Annotated in this window: 13 protein-coding genes and 1 tRNA gene; 3 read left to right on the top strand and 11 right to left on the bottom strand. The window is 65.6% G+C overall.

Features of this window, described 5'->3' with window-relative positions:
- The gene (locus tag ACTIEZ_RS10075; protein ID WP_439546545.1) at nt 1-1,089 is read right to left on the bottom strand and encodes a tripartite tricarboxylate transporter TctB family protein; all 1,089 of its coding nucleotides are present in this window, start codon (nt 1,087-1,089) and stop codon (nt 1-3) included.
- Between the two features lie 648 nt (nt 1,090-1,737).
- Between ACTIEZ_RS10075 and ACTIEZ_RS10080 the strand changes: the two genes are divergently transcribed.
- The gene (locus ACTIEZ_RS10080) at nt 1,738-3,528 is read left to right on the top strand and encodes a patatin-like phospholipase family protein (protein ID WP_439546546.1); all 1,791 of its coding nucleotides are present in this window, start codon (nt 1,738-1,740) and stop codon (nt 3,526-3,528) included.
- Here the strand turns inward: ACTIEZ_RS10080 and ACTIEZ_RS10085 are convergent.
- Nucleotides 3,525-4,628: a Glu/Leu/Phe/Val dehydrogenase dimerization domain-containing protein gene (locus ACTIEZ_RS10085; RefSeq protein ID WP_439546547.1), complete on the bottom strand. Its 1,104-nt coding sequence runs from the start codon at nt 4,626-4,628 to the stop codon at nt 3,525-3,527. The two genes, ACTIEZ_RS10080 and ACTIEZ_RS10085, sit on opposite strands and share 4 nt — an antisense overlap.
- A 124-nt stretch (nt 4,629-4,752) precedes the next feature.
- On the opposite strand from ACTIEZ_RS10085, the gene ACTIEZ_RS10090 reads away from it, so the two are divergent.
- Nucleotides 4,753-4,829 (top strand) — tRNA-His (locus ACTIEZ_RS10090).
- On the opposite strand, the gene ACTIEZ_RS10095 is transcribed toward ACTIEZ_RS10090, so the two are convergent.
- Together ACTIEZ_RS10095 and ACTIEZ_RS10100 are read right to left on the bottom strand one after the other, a co-directional pair.
- Nucleotides 4,808-5,374 carry a superoxide dismutase family protein gene (locus ACTIEZ_RS10095; RefSeq protein ID WP_439546548.1) on the bottom strand — a complete coding sequence of 189 codons (567 nt, stop codon included), beginning with the start codon at nt 5,372-5,374 and terminating at the stop codon, nt 4,808-4,810. The two genes, ACTIEZ_RS10090 and ACTIEZ_RS10095, sit on opposite strands and share 22 nt — an antisense overlap.
- A gap of 5 nt (nt 5,375-5,379) precedes the next feature.
- The gene (locus tag ACTIEZ_RS10100; protein ID WP_439546549.1) at nt 5,380-5,886 is read right to left on the bottom strand and encodes a DUF6456 domain-containing protein; all 507 of its coding nucleotides are present in this window, start codon (nt 5,884-5,886) and stop codon (nt 5,380-5,382) included.
- Nucleotides 5,887-5,986: 100 nt separating this feature from the next.
- Here ACTIEZ_RS10100 and ACTIEZ_RS10105 point away from each other — a divergent pair, with 100 nt between their 5' ends.
- Complete coding sequence (locus tag ACTIEZ_RS10105) at nt 5,987-6,550, top strand: helix-turn-helix domain-containing protein (RefSeq protein WP_439546550.1); 564 nt, start codon at nt 5,987-5,989, stop codon at nt 6,548-6,550.
- 148 nt (nt 6,551-6,698) lie between these two features.
- Here ACTIEZ_RS10105 and ACTIEZ_RS10110 read toward each other — a convergent pair whose 3' ends face one another.
- Genes ACTIEZ_RS10110 through ACTIEZ_RS10140 form a run of 7 tightly spaced genes read right to left on the bottom strand, consistent with a single transcriptional unit; the run spans nt 6,699 to nt 12,595 of the window.
- Complete coding sequence (locus tag ACTIEZ_RS10110) at nt 6,699-8,018, bottom strand: bifunctional folylpolyglutamate synthase/dihydrofolate synthase (protein ID WP_439546551.1); 1,320 nt, start codon at nt 8,016-8,018, stop codon at nt 6,699-6,701.
- 41 nt (nt 8,019-8,059) lie between these two features.
- Nucleotides 8,060-8,914 (bottom strand): acetyl-CoA carboxylase, carboxyltransferase subunit beta, encoded by an 855-nt coding sequence (accD, locus tag ACTIEZ_RS10115; RefSeq protein WP_439546552.1) that lies wholly within the window; start codon nt 8,912-8,914, stop codon nt 8,060-8,062.
- Nucleotides 8,911-9,741 (bottom strand): tryptophan synthase subunit alpha, encoded by an 831-nt coding sequence (gene trpA / locus ACTIEZ_RS10120; RefSeq protein ID WP_439546553.1) that lies wholly within the window; start codon nt 9,739-9,741, stop codon nt 8,911-8,913. The genes accD and trpA overlap by 4 nt, the downstream gene beginning before the upstream one ends.
- 13 nt (nt 9,742-9,754) lie before the next feature.
- Nucleotides 9,755-10,969 carry a tryptophan synthase subunit beta gene (trpB, locus tag ACTIEZ_RS10125; RefSeq protein ID WP_439546554.1) on the bottom strand — a complete coding sequence of 405 codons (1,215 nt, stop codon included), beginning with the start codon at nt 10,967-10,969 and terminating at the stop codon, nt 9,755-9,757.
- Nucleotides 10,966-11,604: a phosphoribosylanthranilate isomerase gene (locus ACTIEZ_RS10130; RefSeq protein ID WP_439546555.1), complete on the bottom strand. Its 639-nt coding sequence runs from the start codon at nt 11,602-11,604 to the stop codon at nt 10,966-10,968. Before ACTIEZ_RS10130 ends, trpB begins: the two co-directional genes overlap by 4 nt.
- On the bottom strand, nt 11,601-12,284 hold the full coding sequence (pyrF, locus tag ACTIEZ_RS10135; protein WP_439546556.1) for an orotidine-5'-phosphate decarboxylase: 684 nt from the start codon (nt 12,282-12,284) through the stop codon (nt 11,601-11,603). Before pyrF ends, ACTIEZ_RS10130 begins: the two co-directional genes overlap by 4 nt.
- A gap of 14 nt (nt 12,285-12,298) precedes the next feature.
- The gene (locus ACTIEZ_RS10140) at nt 12,299-12,595 is read right to left on the bottom strand and encodes a hypothetical protein (protein ID WP_439546557.1); all 297 of its coding nucleotides are present in this window, start codon (nt 12,593-12,595) and stop codon (nt 12,299-12,301) included.
- Nucleotides 12,596-12,605: the final 10 nt, after the last annotated feature.

Raw genomic sequence — 12,605 nt, forward strand, 5'->3', positions numbered from 1 at the left:
TCAGCCCTCCACCGGGGTCAGGCGCGACACGGCAGCGCGCGTGGCCTCTGCGGCGTCGCGCATCTTGACGATATCGCCGTTGGCACTGTCCAGGAACCGCTTGGCTTCGGCCTCCTTCACCACGCGCGTGCGCGCATCATTGTCATTGCGCACGGCCTCGAGGGCCTGATCAACCTGCGCGAGCGCCGCACGTACGGCATCGCGGGCGACCACATAGGCGGCAAAGTTCGCCCTGGCGGTGTCAATATTCCTGGTGAATTGCGCAAGTTCTTCGGTGTTAGTGGGCGGTACCAAAACCTCTGTAGCGCCTATGGCACTTTGCCAGGCCGCCTCCTCGGCGGACAATACGCCAAGCTCGTCAAAGATCTTCTTGCTTCCCAGCCTGAGGTTGACGGTCGCCTCGCTGGGTCCGGTGGGTGCAATAGGATCGCGCGTCGCATCGACCACGCTCTTGCTGCCAAAATAAAAGCTCACGATACTGGTCAGCAATGTGACCAGCGCCGTAATCAGTTGCTTGCTGGCCTCGGCAGCTTCCCGGGTCTGGGCGGTCGTCTTGCTATATACACTGATCCGGGCTGGCCGTTCCGGCACAATGACAATGCCATTTGGGTCGATTTGTGCCGCCCTGCCATAATCATGGACAAAGACAGTCAACGTATCATTTTTATAACGCTCCACCTCATCGGGCAACTTGCCGACGGACACTTCCACATTGGCAATGATCGGCGTGTCGGAAACCCGCTGATCGCGATTGTGGCCGGGATCCGCGACAGGCAGTGCAAACACCACAAACAAGACCATGATGCCAATGGCCAGAATTGCCCGGATCGAACCATTGGGCAATCCGAAGGCCTCTTGCCGCGTGCCCATTCGCAATCCGGTAAAAACGGCCGCTGTGGTGGCAAGCCCTGCCATTGCGATGATCAGCAGGCCAATGAATTGAAACGCTTCCGGCCCATCGCCAAGGCTTATGGTAATACCCAAGCCAAATGCGCCAAGCAGCAAAACAACAATACCGCCAATTACATAGAGCCGACGCGTGTTCAATTGCAAATTGAACATGCGTTCTGAAACAGTGTCGTCCTTCACCGACACTGATGATCCTGTTTCCATCCCGCGCCCCCCGGCTTTGACGGCTTTTTACATTATTCAAAAAATAATCAGAATCCAATCGTATATCAGCTTGATAAGGACGGCAAGAACAGTACATAGAATTCACGAATTCGTCACAAAATCATCAAGTTGACCAGGCGCCTGCATGCAAGATATTTGCGCGTTCCAAGTACGAGCGTCGACATCTTACGACAAGATGAAACGGCGTAACAGCCAAAGGTCCATTTTGTCGTCTGATCCATCAGCCTGAAGAGTCATTCGGTAATGGCCAGGCCTGCCTGTTGGCGGCACATCAGGCTGGCAGATTGGCGCACCTACGCGTGGCTCGTTCTGTCAGACAGGGTCAACTGGCGATCTGACAAAGGCCCTGATGGTCTGCCCTGCTACACAGTCATTCCGAACCACGAAAAGCGAAATCGTCAGCGCCGCCACACCCGGACCCATCGCGGCATATTGCTGTAGCCCAGGGGTTTCCGGCCACCACCCTTGACCACAACCGACGTTAGCCACTACCACCCGCAATGTTACAAATAAGAAACCATTTTATGGGGTGGGTATCGGCGTGGAGGAACATGGTGCGCGTGCCCGCATGAAGCGGAGCAGCAGTCTCGCAAAGGGGCGCGCATGACACCGATGATTGCCAAGGCTGGCACCTTTTCCAGCCTGAGCGATGCAGCGCTGGCGGCGTTGCAGGCGGTGGCGACGCTGCAACAGGTGAAGGGCGGCGATTGGCTGGTGCGTGAAGGCGAGGCAGCGGACACGCTGTTCATCGTGGCGACCGGGCGATTTTATGTGCAGCTTGCCAATGGCCAGGTCGTCGCCGAAATCGAGGCCGGCGAACCCATTGGTGAGCTGGCGTTTTTTTCCGGTGGCACCCGCACCGCCGATGTGCGGGCCATGCGCGACAGCAGCGTGTTCGCGCTGACCCGCGCCGCCTGGATCGACGTATCCAGCCGCCATCGCGAAATCGGCGACGGCATTTTGGCCGAGGTGTCGCGGCGGCTGGTGCGCACCACGCGGGCACTGGGCGTGGCGGGCCAGAGTATGGAGGCCAAGCCCGGCCGGGTGGTGGCGATGCTGCCAGCCGGCGACGCGGCGCTGCCGCCGGGTCTGGCCGATCGGCTGGTGGCGGCGCTGGCCCGGCTGGCGCCGGCGCGGCTGGTGGGCCGCGCCGATCTGCCGCCCGGCATCGATGTCGAGAGCGGCGCGTTCGGGGCCTGGATCGGTGAGCTGGAACTGCGCGCCGGGCGGGTCATCTTGTGCGGCGGCGCGGATCAGGCCTGGAACCGGGCCATCGCGCGCAATGCCGATGATCTGCTGCTGGCGGCGCCGCTGCATGGCGGCAACGGCGGGCTTTCGGCACTGGAGGCCTATGCGTTGCCGCTGTTCCTGCCATCCAACCGGATGCTGCTGTTGTGGCGGGATCGTGCCGGTGAAGCGATCAACGGCGCGGCACGGTGGCTGGATGGCCGCGATGTGAAGCTGCACCACCAACTGGCGCTGGACCAGCCCGGCGATGTGGCACGGGTGGCGCGTTTCCTCGCCGGGCGGGCCAATGGCGTGGTGCTGGCCGGCGGCGGCGCGCTGGGCTGCGCCCATATCGGCGTAATGCAGGCGCTGATCGAAAATGGCGTGCCCATTGATTTCTACGGCGGCACCAGCGCCGGCGCCGCCATGGCCGGCGCGCTGGCCCGCGGGCTGACCGCGGACGAAACGCTGGCGCAGATGCAGGAGATGTTCATCGATCAGAAGGCGATGAAGCGGGTGACCATCCCGGTGCACAGTTTCCTGGATGCGCGCGTGTTCGATGCGCAACTGCAGATGCGCTATGGCAGCCAGGATATCGCCGATCTGCCGTATAATTATTTCGCGGTATCCACCAACCTGTCCACCAATCGCCCCTATGTCCACCGGCGCGGGCCGCTGTGGGAGGCCGTGCGGGCATCGGGATCGCTGCCGACGATCCTGCCGCCGTTCGTGAACGCGGATGGCGATGTGCTGGTTGATGGCGGCGTGCTTGATAATATCCCGGTGGCGACGATGCGCGGCGCCAAGGCCGGGCCGAATGTGGTGGTGGCACTGCGGGCCAATGTGGGCGAGCAATGGCGCATCGGCGCATCCTATGCCGATGTGCGCTCGCCGGGCCAGTTGCTGCGCGACATCGTGCTGCGCCGCAAGCAGAAGGCGCCCTTCCCCAGCCTGGTGGAGGTGATGTCGCGATCGATGGTGGTCTCCAGCGAAGGTTCGGTGGAAAGCGCGCTGGCCCAGGCCGACGCCCTGCTGATCCCGCCGATCCCGGCCGACATGCAGATCCTGGATTGGCACCTGGGCCGCGACATCGCCGAAGCCGCGCGGCTGTACACGGCCGCCGCCATCGCCACCCAGCCGGAACTGGCAGCGATGCGGGCGGATTAGCGGCCGATCAACCTTTGCGCCATGCGGTCCGCAACCACATCGGTCGGCAGGCCCTGTGCATCGGCATCCACAAACAGCTGTGCCAGGCGTGGCCCGATCGCATCCACCTGTGCATTCACCTGCGCCAGCGTCACCGGCTGGCCCTTGGTGGCGGCGAGATATTCGGCGATCACCGAGATGATGCCGCCGGCGTTGATCACATAATCCGGCGCATAGAGGATCCCGCGCGCCGCCAGCCGGGCGCCGTCGGCATTGGTGGCGAGCTGGTTGTTGGCAGCGCCGGCCACCACGGCCACGTCCAGCGCGGCAATGCTGGCCTCGGTCAGCACCGCACCCAGCGCGTTAGGGCTGAACACGTCGGCGGGCACGGCCATGATCTCCGCCACCGGCACCTGTGCCGCACCGATTTGCGCAGCCAACGCAACCGCGCGGGCCTCGTCCACATCGGCAATGGTCAGCCGTGCGCCTTCACTGGCCAGCGCGCGCGCCAGGGCGCCGCCAACGCTGCCGACGCCCTGCACCGTCACATGCAAGCCCTTCAGCTCATCGCGCCCCAATTTGTGCCGCACTGCCGCCTTCAGGCCCATCAAGATGCCGCGCGCCGTGAACGGCCCCGGATTGCCGCCCACCGCGCCCGCCGCCACCGGCAGGCCGGCCACATGCGCGGTACGCTGCGCCACCACCACCATGTCGTGATCGGTCATGCCGACATCCTCGGCGGTCACATAGCGCCCGCCCAATTGCGCCACCGCATCGCCAAACGCCGTCAACAGCGCATCGGTTTTCGGCGCGTCAGAATCAGACTTTGGCGCGATGATCACCGCCTTGCCGCCGCCCGCCGCCAGCCCGGCCATGGCATTCTTGTAACTCATGCCGCGCGACAGGCGCAGCGCATCTGTGAGCGCCTCAGCCTCGCTGCCATAGGCCCAGCGCCGCACACCACCAGCCGCCGGCCCCAGATGGGTGCTGTGGATCGCCACGATCGCGTGCAGGCCGCTGCCGGCATGGCGGACCAGCGCCACCTGTTCATGGCCATCAAAGCCATCGGCGCCGCGCGCATCGAATGCCGCCAGTTGCACCAGATCAAGAACAGCGGACATGCCAGGCTCCAGCAGAGATTTGTTGCCGAGGCTTGTAATAAGATTTCAAAGCCAAGCAACCGCGAATCCGGCTTGCCAGTGCAGCCCGCCTCGGTTATCCCGCCCTCCCTGCCGAAAGGCTGCGGCGACTGTAGCTCAGTTGGTTAGAGCGCTGGTTTGTGGTACCAGAGGTCGCGGGTTCAAGCCCCGTCAGTCGCCCCATTTGCCGATTTTTTCAATTCGCCACAGGCGATCCGCGTCCCGGCATTGCCCGCCGGATCGCTGCGATAATCATCGGCCTTGGCATGCACCACCACCGCGGCGCCATCGGCATCAAGCAGCGGATTGGCACCATCGGCCAGCCGCAGCCCCGGCAGCATGATGTTCACATCACCCACCATGTTCGCATCGACCACGATGTTGGGCAGATCGCCGGCATGGGCGCCCATCGGATTGTCGCGCCCGTGCTGTTTGCCTTCCGGGTTGAAATGCGGCCCGGCGCTGGTGAAATCCGGCCCCACGCACCGCCCGACCGCATGAAGATGCATCGCATAGGTGCCGGCAGGCAGGCCCTTCACCCGCGCGATGAACTGCACGCCATCGGCCATCTGCAGCAATTCCGCTTCGCCAAGGCTGTTGCCATCCGGGGTCAGCAGTCGCGTGTTCAACATCATCGACGGCGGCGCACCGCCCACCCGGCCCAAGGATTCCGTTTTCGGCCCACAGGCGGCCAGCATCAACAGGGGTAACATCCAGACAGCACGCATATCATTCACTCCGCAGCATCGAGGCCATAATGGCCGACCAACCGGTCGAGCGCCAGTGTCAGCACCAGCTTTCCGGACCTTGTTGGCCAACCCAGCGCCTGTTCGGCAGTTCCCAGCCCTTCGCCCATGCACACCACCCGCCACAGCACGTCGCTCAGCCCTGGTCCGCAGGCGGCCACCGCTGCGTCAAAGCGCTGTCGCGCCGCAATCTGCCCGCCGCTGGGCTCAGCCCCACCACCACTGCGCTTAACGGCCGGCAACGGATCCCAGCGCATCGTCAGCCGCGGGCCGAGTTGCGCCAGATGGAAATCGCGCCGCAGCCGTTCCGATGCCCGCAATTGCACCGCACTGATATGCCCGCGCCGCGCCAGCCAGGCCAGCGGCTGTTCGGCATGGTTCACCGTCACCGTTGCCCGGTCGATCACATCCGGGCTGGCCAGCGTGCGCGTGCCGATCAGGCGATTTTCGGTGGGTGGCAGCACATCGGCATCATCACGAACCTGATTGGCCATCTAATTCTCCTTCGTGGCGAGAAATTTCGCTCCACCCTCTTGCATAACCCCCATGCTGTAGGACAGAGATAACCAGGTAGGTTATTCAAAGGAACCAGCCATGCTCACCCGCATCCGCGATGTCCGCAAGAGCCGCGGGCTCACCCTTGCCGATGTTGCCGCTGCCTGCGATCCGCCGACGACGCCGCAGACCATCGGCCGCCTGGAAACCGGCATGCGGACCGTTTCCATCGACTGGCTGGAACGCATTGCCGCCGCCATGGGCGTGGCTGTTTCCACGCTCGTCACCATGCCCGATCGCGCCGATGTGCCGGTCGCTGCCATCATCGGTGCCAATGGCGTGGATGCGCCCGAACGCCCACGCACGCTGGTGCCGCCGCAACCGCAGGGCGACCTGATCGGCCTGATCGTCGAAACCGCCCAGGGCGATTATCGTGCCGGCGATGAGCTGTGGGCGCGCCGCGTGACGCCGGGCCAGTTCGCCACCGCCATCAACCGCGACATCATCTGCCCCCGCCCCGCCGGCCGCTTCGCCTTCGGTCGGCTGATCGCGGTCGAGGGCAGCCGAATCCAGCTTCTCCCCACCACACCGGGCGCGCGGCAGCAGGTGCTGGCCGATGTGCCGTGGCTGGGAACCGTCGCGCTGCTGGTGCGGCGAGTCTAAAGATCCTCCCCTGCAAGGGGAGGTGGCAGCCGCAGGCTGACGGAGGGGTGGCGCTCGCGAATGCTGCGGCGCGAATGTCCCTCCACGCGCAACCCCTCCGCCTCGCGTTGCTCGGCACCTCCCCTCAGAGGGGAGGATCAACAAGGGATCAAACCGGCGCCTGCCCGTTCAGCGCCAGCGCCCGGCCGGCCAGATGCAGCGACCCGGTCACCAGCACCAATGGTGGCGTTTCGCTGTTACGCGCGATCGCTTTCAACGCCAGCCGCAGATCGGGCGCGGTCACTGCCGCCATGCCCATGGCCGATGCGCTTGCCGCCAGCCACGATGGATCATGCGCCGCGTGCCCCGGCACCGGTACAGCATAAAGCGCACTGGCCATGCCGGCGAACGGCTTGATGAACCCTTCGGCATCCTTGGCGGCCAGCATGCCGGCCACGACCACCAGGCGCTGGCCCGGTTGCAGCAACGGCCGCACCGCTTCGGCCAGCGCCTTGCCCGCCGCCGGATTATGGCCGCCATCCACCCACAGGCTCGATCCCGCCGGCAGCAGATCGGGTAGTGGGCCGGTGTCCAACCGCTGCAGCCGCGCCGGCCATTCCGCCCAGCCCATGCCGGCCTTGAACGCCGCGTCCTTGATCGGCAACGCCGTTTGTGCACGCAGCATCGCCACTGCCAGCGCGGCATTGTCATGCTGATGCAGGCCGGTCAGCCGCGGCAGCGGCAGGGCCATGCGCCCGGCATCGTCGCGATAATGCAACTGGCCTTCATACAGCGCCGCATCCCAATCCTGGCCGCGAATCGCCAGCCGGGCGCCGGCCAGGCCGGCGACTTCGGCAATGCGCGCCGTCACGGCCGCCGGGTGGCGCCCGGTCACCAGCGGCACGCCGCGCTTGGCGATGCCGGCCTTTTCCCGCGCGATATCGAGGATGGTCGGCCCCAGCCACTGCTGATGGTCCAGCCCCAACTGGGTGATGCCCGACACCAGCACATCCGGCATTACATTGGTCGCATCCATACGCCCGCCCATGCCGACTTCGATGATGCAGGCATCGGCCGGAATGGTGGCATAGGCCAGGAACGCCGCCGCCGTGGTCAGCTCAAAGAACGTGATCGGCGCTTCGCCATTGCGGCCAATCACATCCTTCAGCAGCACGATCAGCGCATCATCGGCGACCAACTGCCCGGCCAGCCGGATCCGCTCGTTGAACCGCACCAGATGGGGGCTGGTATAGACATGCACGCGGTGGCCATGCGCTTCCAGGCAGGCGCGCAGCAGCGCACAGGTCGATCCCTTGCCGTTGGTGCCCGCGACATGAAACACCGGCGGCAGGCGATGGTGCGGGTTGCCGAGCCGGTCGAGCAACCGCTCCAGCCGGCCCAGCGTCAGGTCGATTTCGGTCGGATGAAGGTCATAGGCCTTCTTCAGCAACGCATCGAGCGCCGGATTGTCCGACCGCGCCGGCGGCATGCGCGCGCCTGCGGGCGGCGTTACAGGCCCCCCGGCCAAACTCACGCCGCCAGCCGCCGCGCCATCAACAGGCCAATCAACTGGCCCAAGGTGGGCTTCAGGTCGCGGCGGTGCACGACCATATCGAGCATGCCGTGCTCCAGCAGATATTCGGCGCGCTGGAAGCCTTCCGGCAATTTCTCGCGGATGGTCTGCTCGATCACCCGCTGCCCGGCAAAACCGATCAACGCATTGGGCTCGGCAATCTGGATATCGCCCAGCATCGCATAGCTGGCCGTGACGCCGCCGGTGGTCGGATCAGTCAGCACGACAATATAGGGCAGGCCGGCATCCTTCAGCATCTGGATACCCACGGTGGTGCGCGGCATCTGCATCAGGGACAAGATGCCCTCCTGCATGCGCGCGCCGCCGGCAGCGGTGAACATGATGAAAGGGCATTTGGCGGCCAGCGCCGCATCGACGCCGGACAGAAATGTCTCGCCCACCGACATGCCCATCGATCCGCCCATGAAGGCGAAATCCTGCACGCCGACGACTGCGCGGTGGCCGGTGATGGTGCCATCGGCGCACAGCATCGCATCCTGTTCACCAGTCTGCGCCCGCGCGGCCTTCAGCCGATCGACATAACGCTTCTGATCCTTGAACTTCAGCGGGTCCTCGGCGACGCGCGGCGCGGCGAGCAGGCGATAGTCGCCATCAAAAAGCTGCGCAAAGCGCGCGCGGCCACCGATGCGATCATGATGGTCACAGCGCGGGCAGACATGATCATTGTCCTCCCACTCCTTGGTATAGACCATGGCGCCGCAATTCTTGCACTTGGTCCACAGATTTTCCGGCGTGTCGCGCTTGGCGAGAAAGCCGGTGAGTTGCTGACGGGTGCGGGTGATCCAGCTCATGCTGCTTGCTCCTTGCGGGCGTTTCTCACGGCCTGCGCCAGGGCGCTGACCTGGGCGGCGACTCGCGCCGGTATATCATTGGCGCGGGCTTCCGCCGCATCGCCAATGGCATCAACGATGGCGCTGCCCACCACCACCGCATCGGCGCAGCGCGCCACGGCGGCGGCCTGGTCCGGCGTGCGCACCCCGAAACCGACGGCAATCGGCAGAGACGTGGCGGCCTTCAGGCGCGCCACGGCAGCGGCCACATCGCCGGCCTGGGCACTGCCCGCGCCAGTAACGCCCGCCACGGACACATAATAGAGAAACCCCGACGCACCGTCGAGCACCGCCGGCAACCGCGCCGCATCGGTGGTCGGCGTCGCCAGCCGCACCAGATGCAGGCCATGCGCGGTGAGCGCCGGCACCAGTTCGGCGGCTTCTTCGGGCGGCAGATCGACGACGATGCAGCCATCGATGCCGGCCGCCTTGGCCTCGGCGGCAAAGCGTTCCGGGCCGAAGCTTAGGATCGGGTTGAAATAACCCATCAGCACCACCGGCGTGGCGTTGTCCGTCTCGCGGAACGTGCACACCATCGCGATCAGGTCTTTCAGGGTCGTGCCGCCGCCCAGACTGCGGATATTGCCGCGCTGGATCGCCGGACCATCGGCCATCGGATCGGTGAACGGCATGCCCAGTTCGATGATGTCCGCACCGGCGGCCGGCAGCCCGGCCAGGATTTGTGCGCTGGTGGCCAGATCGGGATCACCGGCGGTAATAAACGTCACCAGCGCTGCGCGGCTCTCGGCTGCGCAGGCGGCGAAGCGGGTGGCGAGCCGGTCGCTCATGCGCCGAGACCCCTCACAGCAACTTTACCCCAAGCGCTTCGGCCACCGTGAAAATATCCTTGTCACCGCGCCCGCACAGGTTCGCAATGATGATCTGTTCCCGGTCCATCGTCGGCGCAATCCGCGCCACCGCGGCCAGCGCGTGCGCCGGCTCCAGCGCCGGGATGATGCCTTCCACCCGGCACATCATCTGGAACGCGTCCAGCGCATCGCCATCGGTCGCGCTCTGATATTCCACCCGGCCAATCGCATGTAGCCAGGCATGTTCGGGGCCGATGCCGGGATAATCCAGCCCGGCGGAAATGCTGTGCGCCTCGGTGATCTGGCCGTCTTCGTCCTGCAGCAGCATCGTCTTGTTGCCGTGCAACACGCCGGCGCGCCCCCCCGCCAAGGATGCAGCATGTTCGGTGGTGTTGAGGCCATGGCCGGCGGCTTCCACGCCGATCATGCGCACATCGTCATCCAGGAATGGATGGAACAGGCCGATGGCATTCGATCCGCCACCAATCGCTGCCACCAGCAGGTCGGGCAGCCGGCCTTCGCGTTCCAATATCTGTGCGCGCGCCTCGGTGCCGATCACGCTCTGGAAATCTCGCACCAGCTCCGGATAGGGGTGCGGGCCGGCCGCGGTGCCGATGATGTAGAAGGTGTCGTGCACATTGGTCACCCAATCGCGCAGCGCTTCGTTCATCGCATCCTTCAACGTGCGGCTGCCGGATTCCACGGCGCGCACTTCGGCGCCCAGCAATTTCATGCGGAACACATTGGGCGCCTGCCGCTCGATATCGCGCGCGCCCATGAAGATGGTGCAGGGAAGGCCAAAGCGCGCCGCGACGGTGGCGGTCGCCACGCCATGCTGGCCGGCGCCGGTCTCCGCGATGATCCGCGTCTTGCCCATGCGCTTGGCGAGCAAAATCTGGCCGATGCAATTGTTGATCTTGTGCGCGCCGGTGTGATTCAGTTCATCGCGCTTCAGATAGATTTTCGCGCCCCCCAGATGTTCCGTAAGCCGCTCCGCGAAATAGAGCGGGCTGGGGCGGCCGACATAATGGGTGAGCAGATCGTCGAACTCGGCGCGAAAGGCGGGATCGGCTTTCGCCGCCGTATAGGCCTTTTCCAGATCCAGGATCAGCGGCATCAGCGTTTCGGCGACATAACGCCCGCCGAACTGGCCGAAGTGGCCCCGTTCGTCAGGGCCGGCGCGCAGCGAAGGGGTCTGCACGTTCATGCTGCCCTCACGGCATTGGCAAAGGCCATGATCTTGTTCACCGATTTCACGCCTGCACCCTCTTCCACACCCGAAGCCACATCGACCAACGCCGGCGCCACCGTCTGGATGGCATCGGCCACCGTGTCGATCCGCAAGCCGCCCGCCAGGCCAAACGCCCGCCGGGGCCGGCCTTCGACCAGCAAGCGCCAATCAAAGGCCAGGCCGTTGCCGCCCGGCAATGGCGCGTCGTTAGGCGCTTTGGCATCGAGGAGCAACAGGTCGGCCGGGCCGGCATGCCGCTCCGCCGCGGCAATATCGGCACGGGTGCGCACCCCGGCGGCCAGCCACACAGGCAGATTGTGGCGCGATTTCAGCTCGGCCAGCCGCTGCGGCGTCACATCATGCAATTGCAGGATGCTGATGCCGGCGGCGACCACCGCCGCCACCAGCGCATCATCGGGCGCCACCAGCACCGCCACCCGGCCGACATTCGCCGGCACCCGCGCAATCAACGGCGCCGCCTGCGCCGGATCGACATAACGCGGGCTGGGCGCGAAGAAATTGAAGCCGATATGCGCCGCGCCCGACGCAACCGAGGCATCGAGCACATCATGCGTCTTCACGCCGCAGATCTTGAACGGCGTGTGGCTCATGCCAGGCTGACGGCAATCGCAGCCGCTGCCGCTGCCTTGTCGGGCGCCGCGGTGATCGGCCGGCCAATCACCAGCACGCCGGCGCCGGCATCGCGGGCCTCACGCGGTGTCATCACGCGTTTCTGGTCACCCACCGCGCTGCCCGCTGGCCGCACGCCGGGCACCACGAACAGGCCAGCCGGCCACAGCGCCTGCACCGCAGCGACCTCGTGCGGCGAACAGACAATGCCATCCAGACCAGCATCGCGTGTCAGCCGCGCCAACCGCTGCGCCTGCGCCGCGCTGCCATCGGCGACACCGGCGCTGAGCAGATCATCGTCATCCAGACTGGTCAGCACCGTCACCGCCACCACGCGGGTGGCCGGCGGCGCGGCAGCACGCGCGGCGGCCAGCATCGCGGCCCCACCAGCGGCATGCACGGTCAAGATCGCCGGGGCCAGCGGCGCCAGACTGGCCACCGCGCCGGCCACGGTGTTGGGAATGTCATGCAGCTTCAGATCGAGAAACAGCGGCAACGGGCAGCCATCCATCACCGCCGCGATGCCCGCCGGCCCGTGCGCGCAGAAAAACTCCAGGCCGAGCTTCAATCCGGCCACATGCGGCCAGACATCGGCCACCAGCGCCCGCGCGTCGGCCACCGATGCCACATCTGCGGCCACATAAACCCGATTGTCGGCCATTGTTCAGCGCAGTTTCACGCGCCGGCCGGCGGCACGATGCCGGGTTGGCCCAGGCTTGGCGCCACATCTGTCCGCTCCGCCTTTTCCGCACGGCGGCTGCGGCTCTTGCCGGCCATCGGCCGCAGCAGCGCATGCCAGATCCAGGTCGGGATCACGCCGGCCACGAATGCCGCCGCCATCAGCAACGGCAGCGGCACGGCGGCCGGACGGCCATCAGGCAGCACGAACGGCACCATCGTCCAGTTCGACACGGCCAGCAGCACGAAGGCCAGCGCCAAAGCGAGCAGAAAAACCCAGCGGATCAATGTCATGGCGAAAGCC

Origin of the sequence: Sandarakinorhabdus sp. (assembly GCF_051860625.1) — a bacterium.
Lineage (GTDB): Bacteria > Pseudomonadota > Alphaproteobacteria > Sphingomonadales > Sphingomonadaceae > Sandarakinorhabdus.

Coding starts and splice junctions, on each gene's coding strand:
- ACTIEZ_RS10080 (WP_439546546.1), top strand. CDS start 1,738: ATGACACCGATGATTGCCAAGGCTGGCACCTTTTCCAGCCTGAGCGAT.
- ACTIEZ_RS10085 (WP_439546547.1), bottom strand. CDS start 4,628: ATGTCCGCTGTTCTTGATCTGGTGCAACTGGCGGCATTCGATGCGCGC.
- ACTIEZ_RS10095 (WP_439546548.1), bottom strand. CDS start 5,374: ATGCGTGCTGTCTGGATGTTACCCCTGTTGATGCTGGCCGCCTGTGGG.
- ACTIEZ_RS10100 (WP_439546549.1), bottom strand. CDS start 5,886: ATGGCCAATCAGGTTCGTGATGATGCCGATGTGCTGCCACCCACCGAA.
- ACTIEZ_RS10105 (WP_439546550.1), top strand. CDS start 5,987: ATGCTCACCCGCATCCGCGATGTCCGCAAGAGCCGCGGGCTCACCCTT.
- ACTIEZ_RS10110 (WP_439546551.1), bottom strand. CDS start 8,018: ATGCCGCCGGCGCGGTCGGACAATCCGGCGCTCGATGCGTTGCTGAAG.
- accD (WP_439546552.1), bottom strand. CDS start 8,914: ATGAGCTGGATCACCCGCACCCGTCAGCAACTCACCGGCTTTCTCGCC.
- trpA (WP_439546553.1), bottom strand. CDS start 9,741: ATGAGCGACCGGCTCGCCACCCGCTTCGCCGCCTGCGCAGCCGAGAGC.
- trpB (WP_439546554.1), bottom strand. CDS start 10,969: ATGAACGTGCAGACCCCTTCGCTGCGCGCCGGCCCTGACGAACGGGGC.
- ACTIEZ_RS10130 (WP_439546555.1), bottom strand. CDS start 11,604: ATGAGCCACACGCCGTTCAAGATCTGCGGCGTGAAGACGCATGATGTG.
- pyrF (WP_439546556.1), bottom strand. CDS start 12,284: ATGGCCGACAATCGGGTTTATGTGGCCGCAGATGTGGCATCGGTGGCC.
- ACTIEZ_RS10140 (WP_439546557.1), bottom strand. CDS start 12,595: ATGACATTGATCCGCTGGGTTTTTCTGCTCGCTTTGGCGCTGGCCTTC.